The sequence below is a fragment of the Rhodococcus xishaensis genome, from assembly GCF_004011825.1.
Taxonomy (GTDB): domain Bacteria; phylum Actinomycetota; class Actinomycetes; order Mycobacteriales; family Mycobacteriaceae; genus Prescottella; species Prescottella xishaensis.
Map to the genome: position 1 here is coordinate 652228 of NZ_RKLO01000001.1, position 15044 is coordinate 667271.

General features: G+C 67.9%; 16 protein-coding genes and 1 other RNA gene. 9 read left to right on the plus strand and 8 right to left on the minus strand.

Annotation, left to right across the window (positions count from 1 at the left end):
• Window positions 1-46: 46 nt before the first annotated feature.
• Window positions 47-601, plus strand: coding sequence for a protein-tyrosine phosphatase family protein (locus EGT50_RS03095; protein WP_235870522.1), 555 nt, complete (start codon window positions 47-49; stop codon window positions 599-601).
• Window positions 602-654: 53 nt separating this feature from the next.
• Window positions 655-1677: a cobalamin biosynthesis protein gene (locus tag EGT50_RS03100; RefSeq protein WP_127951096.1), complete on the plus strand. Its 1023-nt coding sequence runs from the start codon at window positions 655-657 to the stop codon at window positions 1675-1677.
• Here the strand turns inward: EGT50_RS03100 and EGT50_RS03105 are convergent.
• Genes EGT50_RS03105 through EGT50_RS03115 form a run of 3 tightly spaced genes read right to left on the minus strand, consistent with a single transcriptional unit; the run spans window position 1659 to window position 3757 of the window.
• Entirely contained in the window at window positions 1659-2624 is a 966-nt protein-coding gene (locus tag EGT50_RS03105; RefSeq protein WP_127951097.1) for an SURF1 family cytochrome oxidase biogenesis protein, read from the minus strand. The genes EGT50_RS03100 and EGT50_RS03105 overlap by 19 nt on opposite strands.
• Window positions 2625-2652: 28 nt before the next feature.
• Window positions 2653-3114, minus strand: a complete 462-nt coding sequence (locus EGT50_RS03110) for a low molecular weight protein-tyrosine-phosphatase (RefSeq protein WP_127951098.1) — start codon at window positions 3112-3114, stop codon at window positions 2653-2655.
• Window position 3115: 1 nt separating this feature from the next.
• Window positions 3116-3757 carry an HAD-IA family hydrolase gene (locus tag EGT50_RS03115; RefSeq protein ID WP_127951375.1) on the minus strand — a complete coding sequence of 214 codons (642 nt, stop codon included), beginning with the start codon at window positions 3755-3757 and terminating at the stop codon, window positions 3116-3118.
• 137 nt (window positions 3758-3894) lie between these two features.
• Here EGT50_RS03115 and cobC point away from each other — a divergent pair, with 137 nt between their 5' ends.
• The 4 genes from cobC (at window position 3895) to EGT50_RS03135 (ending at window position 8063) form a co-directional block, all read left to right on the plus strand.
• Entirely contained in the window at window positions 3895-4953 is a 1059-nt protein-coding gene (cobC, locus tag EGT50_RS03120) for an Rv2231c family pyridoxal phosphate-dependent protein CobC (protein ID WP_127951099.1), read from the plus strand.
• Window positions 4950-6101, plus strand: coding sequence for a Nif3-like dinuclear metal center hexameric protein (locus EGT50_RS03125; RefSeq protein ID WP_127951100.1), 1152 nt, complete (start codon window positions 4950-4952; stop codon window positions 6099-6101). The genes cobC and EGT50_RS03125 overlap by 4 nt, the downstream gene beginning before the upstream one ends.
• A gap of 109 nt (window positions 6102-6210) precedes the next feature.
• Entirely contained in the window at window positions 6211-6948 is a 738-nt protein-coding gene (locus tag EGT50_RS03130) for a zinc ribbon domain-containing protein (RefSeq protein ID WP_127951101.1), read from the plus strand.
• A complete protein-coding gene (locus tag EGT50_RS03135) occupies window positions 6945-8063 on the plus strand; it encodes a bifunctional RNase H/acid phosphatase (protein WP_127951102.1) in 1119 nt (372 codons plus the stop codon). The genes EGT50_RS03130 and EGT50_RS03135 overlap by 4 nt, the downstream gene beginning before the upstream one ends.
• Here EGT50_RS03135 and EGT50_RS03140 read toward each other — a convergent pair.
• On the minus strand, window positions 8041-8496 hold the full coding sequence (locus tag EGT50_RS03140) for a DUF4383 domain-containing protein (RefSeq protein WP_235870523.1): 456 nt from the start codon (window positions 8494-8496) through the stop codon (window positions 8041-8043). The two genes, EGT50_RS03135 and EGT50_RS03140, sit on opposite strands and share 23 nt — an antisense overlap.
• A 354-nt stretch (window positions 8497-8850) precedes the next feature.
• On the opposite strand from EGT50_RS03140, the gene EGT50_RS03145 reads away from it, so the two are divergent.
• Window positions 8851-10266 carry a dicarboxylate/amino acid:cation symporter gene (locus EGT50_RS03145; protein ID WP_127951103.1) on the plus strand — a complete coding sequence of 472 codons (1416 nt, stop codon included), beginning with the start codon at window positions 8851-8853 and terminating at the stop codon, window positions 10264-10266.
• A gap of 3 nt (window positions 10267-10269) precedes the next feature.
• On the opposite strand, the gene EGT50_RS03150 is transcribed toward EGT50_RS03145, so the two are convergent.
• Together EGT50_RS03150 and EGT50_RS03155 are read right to left on the minus strand one after the other, a co-directional pair.
• Entirely contained in the window at window positions 10270-11505 is a 1236-nt protein-coding gene (locus EGT50_RS03150) for an SLC13 family permease (RefSeq protein WP_127951104.1), read from the minus strand.
• A 23-nt stretch (window positions 11506-11528) separates the two neighbouring features.
• Entirely contained in the window at window positions 11529-12056 is a 528-nt protein-coding gene (locus tag EGT50_RS03155; RefSeq protein ID WP_127951105.1) for a DUF1697 domain-containing protein, read from the minus strand.
• Window positions 12057-12152: 96 nt separating this feature from the next.
• On the opposite strand from EGT50_RS03155, the gene rnpB reads away from it, so the two are divergent.
• Both rnpB and EGT50_RS03165 read left to right on the plus strand, forming a co-directional pair.
• Window positions 12153-12576, plus strand: an RNA gene (gene rnpB, locus EGT50_RS03160) — RNase P RNA component class A.
• Window positions 12577-12945: 369 nt separating this feature from the next.
• The gene (locus tag EGT50_RS03165; protein WP_127951376.1) at window positions 12946-13131 is read left to right on the plus strand and encodes a hypothetical protein; all 186 of its coding nucleotides are present in this window, start codon (window positions 12946-12948) and stop codon (window positions 13129-13131) included.
• Window positions 13132-13149: 18 nt separating this feature from the next.
• Here the strand turns inward: EGT50_RS03165 and EGT50_RS03170 are convergent, their stop codons facing one another.
• Window positions 13150-14043, minus strand: a complete 894-nt coding sequence (locus tag EGT50_RS03170; protein WP_127951106.1) for a CHAD domain-containing protein — start codon at window positions 14041-14043, stop codon at window positions 13150-13152.
• A 44-nt stretch (window positions 14044-14087) separates the two neighbouring features.
• A complete protein-coding gene (gene pip, locus EGT50_RS03175; RefSeq protein WP_127951107.1) occupies window positions 14088-15044 on the minus strand; it encodes a prolyl aminopeptidase in 957 nt (318 codons plus the stop codon).

Consider the following 15044-nt stretch of genomic DNA (forward strand, 5'->3'; position numbering starts at 1 on the left):
CTGGAATCACTGGAATCCCAGGCCACGATCCGAACGGATATCGAGTGTGAACGACAACCTCGACCCGACAGCAATCGATATCGAGATCGACCCGATGCGTCAGCACCTGGTCGGTATAACCGCGCACGGTCACATCCCGTTCGATGTCCCGGTCATCAGCGAAATCGCCCCCAACTTGTGGCAGGGAGGGTGCCGCAGCGGTCTGGTATTGCCGGAGTTCGTCACCCACCTGGTCTCGCTGTACCCGTGGGAGCAGTACGAGGTTTGCCACGCTATCGGTACCGAGATGTACGTCCGCATGTACGACAGCTGCGAGCAAGGGTTCGAGCAAGTCGATGCGCTCGCGGACTGGGTGAACTCCTGCCGGCGGACAGGCACGGTACTCGTCCACTGCCAGGTGGGGCTCAACCGGTCGAGCCTCGTAGCTGCCCGGGCGCTGGTGCTGTCGGGTGAAGCGGACCCGCCCGGCGCGGTGGCCCTGCTACGGGAACGACGATCTGCAGCCTGCCTGTGCAATGAGGCGTTCGAGACGTGGCTCCTGACCGGGAAGGTTGTGCCCGAGGGTTCAGCGCTTCCTGCGTCAGATCCCGGGGACGCCTGATCCCGGAGGTGCCGGCGATCGGAGCCCGCCTCCGGGTTGATAGAAATACCGTCGTGTCTCGGTCAGGCCCTCGAGTTTCCGCCCGGCGTTGCCGTCCCTGGTCGCGGGCCGCCGGTCTTCTACTCGGCTACGCCGCCGACCGCGCCTTCGGTGATCCGAGACGCTGGCACCCGGTAGCCGGATTCGGTCGCACCGCAATGACTTTGGAGAAGAGTACCTACGCCGACAGCCGACTGCGGGGGACTGCGCACGCCGCCATTCTTATCGGTTCCACCGCGGCGGCCGGTGTCTTGGTTGAGCGTCTCGGTGCTCGCGCCGGTTGGGCCGGGGAGACGACGATCACCGCAGCGGCCACCTGGACGGTCCTGGGCGGTGCCTCGCTCGCGAGTACCGGCCGCGCGATGGCACGGCATCTCGAAGCCGATGATCTCGTTGCGGCGCGGGCTCTGCTGCCGTCGCTGTGTGGGCGTGATCCGAGCGTCCTCGACGCCGACGGGCTCGCCCGCGCGAGCCTGGAATCGGTAGCCGAGAACACCTCCGACGCGACGGTCGGTGCGCTGTTCTGGGGAGCTGTGGCCGGCGTTCCCGGCCTGGTCGCATACCGCGCCTCGAATACTCTCGACGCGATGATCGGCTACCGGTCGCCGAAGTACCGCCGATTCGGCTGGGCCGCGGCTCGGTGGGACGACGTCGTCAACCTCGTCCCGGCCCGACTCGCCGGTGCGCTCACCGTCGCAGCCGCGCCCATGGTCGGAGGCTCGTCCCGCAAAGCCCTGCGGGCGTGGCGGGGAGACGCGTCCAAGCACCCGAGCCCCAACGCCGGTGTCGCCGAGGCCGCGGCGGCCGGTGCACTCGGAGTGCAGTTGGGGGGCCGGACGGAATACGCGCACGGAGTGGAGATGCGTCCGGCGCTCGGTGCAGGGCCCGAACCGGCGCTCGCCGACCTGGAGCGGGCGGTGCGGTTGTCCACCGCCGTCCAGACGGCGGCGGCTGTCGGTGCCGCCGTCCTCGCTTGGGGCGTCGGTGCCGCCGTCCTCGCTTGGGGCGTCGGTCCCGCTCAGCGTCGCTTGCCGTAGCGCTCGGCCAGTTTCGCCTGTGATTCGGTGAGTTGAGCGACAGGCGCCGTGGACTTCCCACGCCATCGCCGACGGGTCGGAAGCTGGAAGTCGTCGCCACCGGCCGTCTCCGCCTCGCGCTGCGTAGGCGCGGGGGTGTCGGTATGTTCCGGGGCTGAGGTGGCCAAGTCCGCTGATGGGGGCGCTGCGGCTGCCGCCGCGGTGGCTTCCCGCGTCCTTCGGCGCTCCCTCAGTTCGGCGCGGATGAAATAGGCCAGACCCAGCGGTGCCATGATCCCGAACGCGAGCCACTGCAGGCCGTACGACAGGTACGGTCCCGCGTCGAGTTGTGGTAGCGGGATCGTGCCGAGCCCGCCCGGCTGGCCGTCGTCTAGTTGCAGGTAGCCGCTGACGAGGTCGGTACCGGTGAACTGCCCGATCTGATCGGAGTCGATGTAGTACACCTGTCTGGTGCCGGACTCGGTGATCGGATCCTTGCCGGGAACGGTGCCCTCGGACATACGGATCCGGCCCTCGAGGGTCACCTCGCCGATGGGGGGCGCGGGGATAGGCGGTGGCTGGGAGCCCTCGACCGGGCGCACATAGCCACGGTTGACGAGCATGGTCTGCCCGTCGGTCAGGCGCAGCGGTGTGAGTACCTCGAAGGCGGGTTTCTCCTCGATCGAACGTAGCCGAACGAGTACGTCGCTGTCGGGGACGTACGTCCCCGTCGCGGTCACCTTGCGCCACTCGTCACCCGGTGCCGGGCCCGCCCCGCTGATCAGCGGGGCGATCGGGACGGCGTCGGCGTTGATCGACTGTTCGAGCAGACTGTTGCGCTCGGACGTCCGGGTGTTCTTGCCCAGCTGCCACGGCGCCAGCACCGTGAAGCACATGAAGGCGAAACCGGCCACCACGGCTGCCAACGCCAGCCAGCCCGGCCGCAATAGAAACTTCAGCCTTCCCACGGCTCCTACCGTACTGGCTCGCAGCAGGTCAGTTCTGCCGCACCCACGCAAGCAGGCCGGGCACCGCAGCCTCGATCTGATCGCGGACGAGCTCGAAATCGGCCATGTCGCCGTAGTAGGGATCCGGGACCGATTCCCCGTCGGCCCCTGGGTCGAAGCTGCGCAGTAGTCGCCGCCGGTCGCTGGGCACGCCTAGTTGGGCCAGAATCCGGTCATGCCCGCGATCGAGGGGAACGACCAGGTCGGCGGACAGATGGTCGTCGCTGACCTGCGCGGCGCGGTGCCCGGTCGGGTAGCCGGCGGCCTCGAGCACCAGGTCGGTCCGCGGGTCGGCGCCGCCACCGACGTGATAGCTGTGGGTGCCCGCACTGGTGACCCGGACTCGATCGCCCAGGCCCGCGCGAGACAGGTGATCGGCGAAGATCCGCTCCGCCATTGGCGAGCGGCAGATGTTGCCGGTGCACACGAATGTGACGTGAATCGCCGTCATCTCAGCGCGCCTGCGTGAGAATTTTCTCCAGATCCGCCACGGTCGGGGCGGACCAGCGAGCTTCGCGTGCCTCCTCGGCGGAGCCGTAGCCCCACTCGACGAACACCGTCGGAATACCCCATTGCGCCGCGCCGAGGACGTCGTGCTCCCGGTCGCCGATCATCACGATGTCGGCCGAACCTCCGGTCGTCGGTATCCCGAGCCCGCCGAGGACGTGCTCGATGACGTCGGCCTTGGCGCGACGGGAACCGTTGGCACTGGCCCCGCCGATCACCTCGAAGTAGGGGGCGAGACCGAAGTGTTCGAGAATACGGATCGCGAATTTCTCGGTCTTGGATGTCGCGACGGCGAGCCTCGCGCCAGCAGCCTGCACGGTCGCGAGCATCGGTTCGATGCCGTTGTAGACCTCGTTTTCCGACCAGCCGACGGCGTCGTACCGTTCGAAGTACGCGGCCAGCGCCGCCGCTGTTCCCTCCTCGTCCAACCCCATCGCCCGCATCGAGTCCATCAGCGGCGGACCGATGACCGTCGCGAGCATCTCGGCGGTGGGCTCCGGACGGCCGATAGCAGCGAGGGCGTGCCGGAAGCCGTTGTGGATGCCGAGCGCCGAGTCGGTGAGGGTGCCGTCGAGGTCGAACAGCATCACCGGGGCCAGGGGACCGGACGGGGAGGATGTCGCGGGGGATGTCACTGCTCCATTGTGCTGTCAACCGTCGGACCACCATCGTGCGGGACGCTCGGTCCCGGCATTCACCTGCGTGCACCGTAGGCTCGACGGCTATGGAATCCGGTTCGGGACCGACGGTGGACGCCCTCGCGCGGCTGCGGCACCACGGTGACGCCGAGCTGGCTCCCGGTCTGCTCGATTTCGCGGTCAATGTGCAGGGTGACGGGCCGCCGGAGTGGTTGCGACGCAGGCTCACCGACGCGGTCGTGGGCCTGGGTCGCTATCCGAGCGCCGCGGCCGACGGGCGAGCCCGGGAGCAGGTCGCTGCCCGTCACGGGAGGACGCCAGCCGAGGTGCTACCGCTCGCCGGAGGCGCCGAGGGGTTCGCCATGCTGCCCCGACTCGGCGTGCGCGAGGCCGCGTTGATCCACCCGTCGTTCACCGAGCCGGAACTGGCGCTACGGGAAGCTGGGATCACGGTGACGCCCGTGACGCTCGACGCGCCGTACCAGCTGGACCCGTCCGCGGTGCCCGATTCCGCCGACCTCGTCGTGCTCGGCAACCCCACCAACCCCACATCGGTGCTGCACCCGGTTGCCGACGTGCTCGCGTTGCGTCGTCCGGGGCGCATCCTCGTGGTCGACGAGGCATTCATGGACGCGGTGCCCGGCGAGACCGAATCGGTCGCGGGCCGCTCGCTACCCGACGTGTTGGTTCTGCGGAGTCTGACGAAGACGTGGGCGCTCGCGGGCCTACGGTGCGGGTACGCGCTCGGGCATCCCGAGCTCTTGGAACGGCTGGTGCGTGGCCGGGCGCATTGGCCGGTCGGCAGCCTGCAACTCGAGGCGATCACCGCCTGCAGTGAGCCCGCAGCGGTGGCCGAGGCCCAGGAGAGGGCGCGACGGATCGGCGCGGATCGCGCCGTCGCCGTCGCGTTGCTGCGTGAAGCTGGGATCGAGGTCCGGACACCCGCCGCGGCGCCGTTCCTGTTGGTGCAGCTGCCGGACGGCGAACGTATGCGGGCTCACCTGCGTCGGCGGGGCATCGCGGTGCGCCGCTGCGATACCTTCCCGGGCCTGGGCCCCGACTTTCTGCGCGTCGCGGTCCGGCCGCGGGCGCTGACCGAACAGTTGATTACCGCCATGAGCGAGCTGACGAGGGAGATGCCGTGACTCCGACCCCGACTGTCCCGACCCCGACTCTGGCCGACGTGATCGGGGTCCTCGATACGGCGTACCCGCCGGCGCTGGCCGAGCCGTGGGATTCGGTCGGCTTGGTGGCCGGCGATCCCGCGGACGAGATCCGAAAGGTCGTGGTCGCCGTCGATGCGACCGCCGCGGTCGTCGACGAGGCACTCGACTCGGGTGCGCAACTGCTGCTGGTGCATCACCCGCTGCTGCTGCGCGGCGTCGACACTGTGGGCGCCCACACCCCCAAAGGGGCACTGCTGCACCGCCTGATCCGTGGGGGCTGCGCGCTCTTCTCCGCGCACACCAACGCTGACCGTGCAGATCCGGGGGTGTCCGACGCGCTCGCCGGGGCACTGGGCTTGGTCAACCGCCGTCCGCTCGTCCCGATCCCGGACGTGGTGACCGACAAGTGGGTGGTGATGGTGCCGTCCCCGGAAACCGCCCGGGTGCGTGCGGCGCTGTTCGACGCAGGCGCCGGGCAACTCGGCCGCTACAGCGACTGCAGCTGGACCGTGACCAGCGAGGGACAGTTCCGTCCGCTGGCCGGTGCGAGCCCCGCACGGGGGACCATCGGCGAACTCGAGGTGGTGGTCGAAGACCGGGTCGAGGTAATCGCGCCCCGATCGGCGCGCTCGTCGATTCTGCGGGCGCTGCTCGCCGCACACCCCTACGAGGAGCCGGCGTTCGACGTGTTCGAGACCGCCGATCTGCCCGGCCGCCGGGGACTCGGCCGCGTCGGCGAGCTGCCACGCCCGCTGACTCTGCAGGAATTCACCGCCCACGTCGCGTCGGCGCTGCCTCGGACGGAGTGGGGTGTGCGGGCGGCCGGTGATCCCGAACGGATCATCCGCACGGTCGCGGTGTGCGGCGGGTCCGGGGACTCGCTGCTCGACACCGTCGCCAAACTTCGTGCCGACGCTTACGTCACAGCCGACCTGCGGCACCACCCGGCGGACGAGCATCTGCGCAAGGACGGTCCGGCGCTCGTCGACGTCGCGCACTGGGCCAGCGAACAGCCGTGGTGCGCGCAGGCGAAGGGCGTGCTGGACGCTCGGTTCTCCGAAGTCGACGGTTGGGATGTGCATGTCACGGCTCTTCGGACCGATCCGTGGACCGTTGCCCGTCACTGAGGGGCGGCCGATGTGGTCGGTGGAGGGTGTTTTCAGGGGTACGGTTGTTTTCTGATCTCGGGCCGTCCGAGCACCCCGAACAACAAGAACACAGCAGGAGCTTCCACGCGTGAACGCCGATCCCACAGTGCAGTCCAAGCTTCTCCAGCTGGCCGATGCGGACACCGAGCTGGCACGGCTCGCGCACCGTCGCTCGACACTGCCCGAGCAGGCAGAGGTGGAACGGCTCGAGGCTGAGCGACTCTCCCGGAAAGACGCGGCGGTTGCCGTCGAGATCGTGCTCGACGACCTGGACCGCGACATCAAGAAGCTCGAAGGCGAGGTGGATGCTGTTCGCCAGCGTGAGGCACGTGACCGCAAGCTACTCGACGGCGGCACGCTGGCCCCGAAGCAGCTGTCGGAGTTGCAGCACGAGCTCGGCAGCCTCGAGCGGCGGCAGAGTGTGCTCGAGGACGAGCTGCTCGAGGTGATGGAGCGGCGGGAGGCGTCGCAGGCCGACCACGATCACGCCGGCGCCCGATTGACAAAAGCCGAGGACGAGTTGATCGACGCCGAGCGGCGCCGAGACGACGCCGTAGCCGACCTCGAGAACGCATGCCAGCGATGTGAAGCCGACCGTGCAGCCCTGGTCGGGCAGATTCCCGCGGACTTGTTGGCGATCTACGAGAAGCAGCTCGAGCGGCGTGGTGTCGGGGCGGCGCTGTTGCAGGCCCGGCGGTGCGGCGCGTGCCGGATCGAGATCGATCGCGGCGAGATCGCGCGCATCGCTGCGACGCCCGCGGACGTCGTCGTACGCTGCCCCGAGTGCGGCGCAATCATGGTGCGAACCAAGGAGTCCGGTCTGTGACCCATGATCGGGTCATCGTCGAAGCCGACGGCGGTTCGCGGGGCAACCCGGGACCGGCCGGCTACGGTGCGGTGGTCTTCGACGTCGACCGTCGCCGTGTCCTCGCCGAACGCCGCGAGTTCCTCGGTGTGGCCACCAACAACGTCGCCGAGTATCGGGGGCTGATCGCGGGCCTGACCGCGGCCCGCGACCTGGAGGCGCGCGAGGTGGACGTGCGGATGGACTCCAAGCTCGTGGTCGAGCAGATGTCGGGGCGGTGGAAGGTCAAGCACTCCGACATGATTCCGCTCGCGCAGCGGGCGCAGGAGTTGGCCGGATCGTTCGCGCGGGTGACGTACACGTGGATCCCACGCAGCGAGAACCCCCACGCCGACCGTCTCGCGAACGAGGCGATGGACGGTGCGGACGCGATCACGTCGGGTTTCGCCGCAGAAGACGAGACCGAGGAAGCTCCGGCCCCGCGTCCCGCCACCGGCTCGGCGGCGGGCTGGACGGGTGCGGTAGGCGCCCCGGCCCGCATGCTGCTGCTGCGTCACGGCCAAACCGAGCTCTCGATCGAACGCCGCTACTCAGGTCGAGGCAACCCGCCGCTCACCGCCCAGGGCCGTGCTCAAGCACTGGCGGCGGCCGAGCGGATTGCAGCGAGAGGTGCGATCGCGGCGGTCGTGTCGTCTCCGCTCGGGCGTGCGCGAGAGACCGCCGAGGCGGCCGCCCGTGCGCTCGGGCTGCCGGTCACGGTCCACGAGGGGCTCGTGGAGACGGACTTCGGCAAGTGGGAGGGCCTGACGTTCGGCGAGGCGGCCCAGCGTGATCCCGAGCTGCATCGACGGTGGCTGTCGGATACGACGGTTCGACCGCCGGAGGGCGAGAGTTTCGACGAGGTCAAGGCACGGATCGAAGCTGTCCGCGACGACCTGACCGCAGCCTACGCAGGGTCCAACATCCTGGTCGTGACGCACGTGACGCCGATCAAGACACTGCTCCAGCTGGCACTCGGTGTGGGGCCGTCCCTGCTCTATCGCCTGCACCTGGACCCGGCGTCGCTCAGCATCGCCGAGTTCTACCCGGACGGCGGGTCGTCGGTGCGGCTGGTCAACGATACGTCGCACTTGTAGGGCCGTCGTCGCGCCGAGGTAGCGCGATACCGAGGAACACCAGGGCGACCCCAGCGACGATATGGAGCCAGCTCGAGGCACGGTCGATGGGCATGAAGTTCGACGCGCTCTCGACGTCGATGACCAGCCCGAAGACACCCAGTAGAACGGCCAGCAGCCCGCCGCCGATGAGGAACATCTCGGATGCGGCCAGCGTGCGCGACATGGCGAGTCCCACGATCCCGGCCCCGATGCGCGCGACGTTGGTCAGGACCGACACATCCAACGAGCCGAACAGTTCGGCCTCGGTGCCGGGTCCCGCCCAGGCGATGCCGTCCAGTTCGGAGGTGAGGCCGGGGACGAAACCGAGAAACCCGATCAACAGAATCGCGGCCGCGACCACGGTCGTTGCAAGTTGCGTCGTGGTCCGCGCGAGGCCCTCGGGCCGGTCCATCGTCCCACCTCCGGTGGCGCACTGTGAGTGCTCACGCTGTCTGGTGCGTGGGTACCCATTCTTCGACGATTCAGCACGTGAGGTTTCCGATTGGCTCGCCGGTCGACGTCAGGCGTAGCCTGGAACGTTGTGAATGCCCTGTTGACCTGTCGCCTCTACGTCGACAACTGTCTGCAGGCCAGCGCGGTCTGTCACGCCTGACGCCCCGACCTCCAGTGTCCGGGGCCGGGCTCGGAATGTTCGGCCCGGAATGTTCGAGCTCGGAATGTTCGAGTCTTCCTTGCGCCCATCTCGCGGTCGCGCGCGTTGTCCGTCTTGCGCCGCCGTCTCCAGATCCCTACCGGAAAGGCCCTCATGTCGGCCGCTACCTTCGATGCGCCCCGGCGTGTCCTGCCCAAGTGGGCAACATCCTTCGGTCCTCAGATCGTCGCCGGTCTGATCGTCGGTGTCATCCTCGGTCTGGTGGCCCGGTCGATGCCCGACGCCGCGGACGGCAACGAGAACTGGCTTGTCGGAACCGTCACCACGATCGGATCCAGCTACGTCTCGCTGCTTACCGTCGCGGTCATCCCCCTGATCTTCACGGCCGTCGTCAGTTCCATCGCAAACTTGCGCAACGTCGCCAATGCCGCCCGCCTGGCGGTGCAGACACTCTTGTGGTTCGCGATCACCGCCTTCATTGCTGTGCTGGTCGGCATCACGATCGGGCTGATCACCCAGCCCGGCACCAACACCACGGTCGACGCAACGAACGCAACGGAGCCCGGCAGTTCCGGATCGTGGTGGGCATTTCTCACCGGACTCGTGCCGCAGAACTTCCTCGGCCTGGGGGCACAGACGACCGTCTCCGGTGACAACGCCTCGTCGCTGACGGCAACCACGTCGCTGAGCTTCAACGTGCTGCAGTTGCTCGTGGTCGCGATCGCCATTGGCATCGCTGCCCTCAAGGTCGGGCAAAAGGCCGAGCCGTTCCTGAACTTCAACGCATCGCTCCTCGCGATCGTCCAGAAGGTGCTGTGGTGGATCATTCGCCTCGCTCCGATCGGTACCGCGGCTCTGATCGCGAAGGCCGTCGCCACCTATGGCTGGGATGCCATCGGCCAGCTCGGTGTGTTCACCGTCGCCGTGTACCTCGGCCTGGCTGTCATCTTCCTTGTGGTGTACCCGACTCTGATTCGCGTGCACGGCCTTTCGGTGAAGCGGTTCTACTCCGGGGTGTGGCCGGCAACGCAACTCGGCTTCGTATCCCGTTCCTCGATCGGCACCCTGCCGCTTACCGAGCGGGTCACCGAACGGAACCTCGGTGTGCCCCGCGAGTACGCGTCGTTCGCGGTGCCGCTGGGGGCGACGACAAAGATGGACGGCTGCGCTGCAGTGTATCCGGCGATCGCGGCGATCTTCGTCGCCGAGTTCTACGGTGTGCACCTGAGCCTGACCGACTACCTTCTGATCATCGTGGTATCGGTCATCGGATCGGCGGCGACGGCCGGAACAACCGGCGCGACGGTGATGCTCACGTTGACCCTGTCCACCCTCGGCCTGCCGCTCGCCGGTGTCGGTCTGCTGCTCGCCGTGGAGCCGATCGTCGACATGGGCCGCACCGCCGTCAACGTCACCGGGCAGGCGCTCGTGCCGACGATCGTCGCCAAACGGGAGAAGATCCTCGACGAGTCGCTGTACAACGCTCCCCGGCGGGGCGACCCGTTCGCCGACGAGTCGCTCGAACCGGCCCCGACGCCGGCCCCGGCCCCGGCCCCAGCCCCGGCCTGACACTCACAGGACGAGCCACAGCGTCGTCGTCGCCGCGACGATTGCCAGCGGGGTGGTTGCCAGCCCGAGCCTGGTGAACGTGCCGAGTTCGGGTCGGCATCGGCCGTCGGTTGCGACCCGCCGCCACAGCATCGTCGCGAGGGATCCGACGTAGGTGAGGTTCGGTCCGAGATTGACCCCGATCAGCAGCGCCAGCACCAGGCCTGCCGGGGCGCCGGGCCCGAGCGCTGCGAGCAGCAGCAGGGTAGCCGGGAGGTTGTTGAGCAGGTTCGCCGCGACCGCCGCGATCCCGGCAGTCAGGAGCATGCCGAGCAGGCTCGCCTCGGTGGGTAGGCGGTCACCGAGCCAACTGCCTACCGGACCGGCGGACAGTCCGGCCACCACCACGCCCAGTGCGAGCACGAATGCGCAGAACCACAGGTCCGCGGCGAACAGGATGCGACGCGGGGTCGTGAGGCCTTCACGCAACGCCGGTACCGCGAGCACGGCGGCACCGGCGGCGGCGATCCAGCCCGGCGCAATCCCGACGAGGCCCCCGAGTGCGAACCCGACCAGCGTGGCGGTCAGGACGGACAGCGCCAGGATTGGTGCCGGCTGCACCGGTGCTTCGGAAGGTACGGGTTCGGCGATCGGATCGGCCAGGTCACGGCGGAAGAACACCAGGAAGACCGCGAGTTCGATCGCCACGGTGACCAGCCACGGCAGCGCCATCACAGCGGCGAAGTGGATGAACGTGAGCCCGGTCGCGGAGAAGGCGATGAGATTCGTCAGATTCGATACCGGCAGGAGCGTCGATGCCGAATTCGAAAGGTGCGCGGTCGCGTACGCGTGCGGGCGAACTTGCATTCGGAGAGCGCGTGCCGCGCGAATGACGACCGGGGTCAGTAGCACCACCGTTGCATCGAGACTCAGCACTGCTGTGGTGACAGCGGCCACGACGAACACGAGCGTGAGTAGTCGGCGCGGATTCCCGCCTCCGGTCCGGGTGAGCACGGACGCGACCCAGGTGAACACGCCCAACGCATCGACGAAATGAGCCAGGACGAGGATCGCAGCCAGGAAGCCGACGGTAGGCAGCAATTCGGTGATCTCGTCCCAGGCCTGACCGGGTGTCACCAACCCGATCGCGAGCGCGATCGCGGCGGCGGGGCCGGCGACCACGATCTCCGGCAGGCCGCGCGGCCGCACGATTGCGAAGACCAACACGGCGGCTACCAGCATCACCGCGACAACCGTCACCGCCGAATGATGCCACGTCGGGTCTAGCCGAGCAGTTTGACCAGCGTTCGGAGGTTGCGGGTGGTGATCACGGCCTTGAGCTTTGGTTTGCCGATGTTCTTGCCGAAGATGCTGTCGAGAGTTCGACCACGCTCGACCTCCCAGTACACGACGCCGTCACCGGCTGCTATCCGCTCGATCGCCGGATCGAGGGCGTCCTGCACTGTGAGTAGCTCCGAGAGGACGTCTGGTTGCGTCGCGAACATCACGTACGGCTGCCGGCCGGAGTGGGCGGGGTCGAACGGGTAGGCCTCGACGACCCGGGCCACGCTGTCGGTGTCCAGCACGACTACCCAGGCCTCGTAGGCGAATGCCGCTCGCAGGGCGGCCTCGATAGTGGACTTCAGTGCCGTGGCGTCCGCCGAGTCGGAGGTGAAGAGCACGTTCCCCGACGCGAGAACGGTCTTGACGTCGTCGAACCCGAGGTCGGCGAAGACCCTGCGAAGGTCGGCCATCTTGATGTTGATTCCACCGACGTTGATGCCGCGCAGGAGCGCTACGTATCGGGCCATGGGACGAAATTACTATCCTCCACCGACGACGAACTGTGTCACTGCGCCTGTCGATTCGGTCCGATGACTGGTCACCCAGTAGGCTTGTCATGCGGACGAGTTGGCCGGGCGGCCGCGGCGACGGGAACCGACATCCATGAGGTGTCAGGCCCGGAGCCGAGGAAAGTCCGGACTCCACAGAGCAGGGCGGTTGCTAACGGCAACCCGGGGTGACCCGCGGGACAGTGCCACAGAAAACAGACCGCCGACGCCGTGCGTCGGTGAGGGTGAAAAGGTGCGGTAAGAGCGCACCAGCGCCCCAGGTGACTGGGGCGGCTCGGTAAACCCCGCCCGGAGCAAGGTTGAAGGCCGCACTGGTGACCTCCGGGAGACCAGTGCGGCTGCGCAGGTGTTCGAGGGCTGCTCGTCCGAGCCTGCGGGTGAACCGCTCGAGGTACCCGGTGACGGTGTGCCCAGATGGATGGTCGCCACCCGGCGCTCGCGCCGGGGACAGGATCCGGCTTACACGCCGACTCGTCCGCCCGAACCGAATACGACGAAGGCCCCGGACACCCGGGGCCTTCGTGGTCTGCCCTACTAGAAGTGGCCGCCGATCGGATTCACGACGAGGAGCTTGGCCCAGTACTCGGCTGCAGAGGGCCCAAGATGCGGAAGCAGGGTCTCGAAGAGGAGGTTGGACATGCGGTACTCCGATCTTTGACGCGACGCGTCGGTACATGGTGACGGGCTGCTGCGGTAACGCGGAGGCGTCGACGAAGTTGCTCCGTACACGCAGAGGTTATCAGCCAAGGCCCCTTTATCACAGATCCATATCGTTTTGTTCACTCGGCAGTAACGTCGCGTTCGTGGTGCGGTGGTGACCGTTCCGGTCACCGGGCAAACTGAGGGCATGCGCGATGACGACAAGCAGTGGTACTTCGACCTTTCCGACGGCACGGTCCACCAGGGTAAGGACAGCGATGTCTTCAACCGGATGGGTCCGTATCCGGACAAAGCGAGCGCGGAACGTGCGCTGCAGATCGCGGCCGAACGGAACAAGGCAGCGGACGACGCAGACGACGAGTGGAACAAATAGGCCTGACCGCCGGCGGTGTCAGTTCCGGAAATCTAGTTCTCGGTGTGCCCGGCGAATCGCTTCGACATGACGCGGCAGTTCCTCGGCTGCTCGGCCGGCGCGTTGCTCCTCGATTGCATACAGGAGTCCGTAGGTAAAGGTGTCCTCGCCGTCGTCTCGGGCTCGCGCGGCGGTGTCCATGATCCAACTCCTGGCGAGCACGCCGTCCTGATGGTCACCGAGCACCGTCTGGAGGGATTTCGCCGCGGTGGCCAGGTCTGCGGCGGACGGCTCAGCCTCGGCGACGGCCTCGGCTGCGTACCGTAGTTTCTTGGCACGCTTGCGGACCCGATGCAACGCGGGCCCTATGTCCGGAGCTTCCTCCCGGGAGTGTGCGAGTACCTTCCGTGCGGCCCTGCGCAGCTGCCGGTATGCCTTGTCGAGCCCTCCGCGCAGCGTCATGTCCGCCGGGACCGGGTGGGTGCCGGACGTGACCTCGTCGAGCAGCGCACACAGGGCGGCGTACCTCGCCCCGCCGAGCACTTCGACCGCGCGCGCGTGAGAGGCCCGGCACAGGTCTTCTTGGGTCCCGACCAACCTCTGGCTCACCGAGCCGAGCACGAGATCGGCCGGCTGGGTGTCGATCAATTCCGAGAAGCGCTCGGCGAGCACCTCGGCGTCGCGGGCACCGCCGAGAACTGATCCGAGCCAACGCAGTTCGTCGCGGGCCGTGGCCGTCGCCTTGGGGGGGAAGGCGAGTCGGAAGGAGCCGAGCAGGCTACGAAGCCGGCGCGCGGATACGCGCATCTGATGCACCGAGTCCGGAGCGGACACACGGACGTCGGCGACAAGCGACGTGAGCCGCTCGTAGTGCTGCCGCGTCGCCGGGACAATGACGTCGGCGACAGCGGTGCCGTGCGTCCGTGCTCCCACAGTTCTGGTCTACCAGTACGGATCGCGCACGTCGACGGAAGCCGTCAGGCACGGAAGCGATCCGTGGCCTCTACGAGATGGTGGGTGATGCCCGGTTCGGCAGCGGCGTGGCCGGCGTCGTCCACAATGTGCAGTTCGGACCCGGGCCAAGCGCGATGCAGCTCCCACGCGCTCGTCGCGGGACAGACCACGTCGTAACGACCCTGCACGATGACGCCCGGAAGGGACTCGAGCGTGTCGGCTTCGCGCAGAAGCTGCCCTTCGTCGATGAAGCCGGCATTGCGCATGTAGTGGTTCTCGATCCGCGCGAACGCCAACGCGAATCGCGGATCGGAGGCCTCTCGGACACGTTCGGGGTTCGGAAGGAGGTTGCTCGTCGCGCCTTCCCAGCCGGACCAGGCGATCGCCGCGCGCAGTGCGACGTCGGGGTCGTCGGCGTGCAGCAAACGGTGGTACGCCTCGACGAGGTCGCCCGAACGATCCTCGGGCGGAACCGGAGCCAGGAACTGCTCCCAGCGCTCGGGAAACAAGTGAGCGGTCCCGCCGTTGTAGTACCAGTCGATCTCACTGCGGCGCAGCAGAAAGATCCCGCGTAGCACCAGTTCGGTAACCCGTTCCGGGAAGCGCTGCGCGTACGCCAGCGCCAGTGTCGACCCCCACGACCCACCGAAGACCTGCCAGCGGTCGACACCGAGATGTCTTCGGAGTGCTTCGATGTCGGCTACGAGGTGATCGGTGGTGTTTACCGACAAGTCCGCACCGTCGGCGACATGAGGTATCGAACGACCACAGCCGCGTTGGTCGAACAGCGTGATCCGGTAAGCGTCGGGATCGAAGAACTGCCGATGCACGGGGTCGGTGCCGCCGCCTGGGCCACCGTGGAGGAAGACGACGGGTTTACCGCCGGGGTTGCCGCTGACCTCCCAGTACACCCGCTGGTTGTCGCCGACCGCGAGGAAGCCCGTCTCGTGCGGCGAGATCGGCGGATAGAGCGTTCGCAC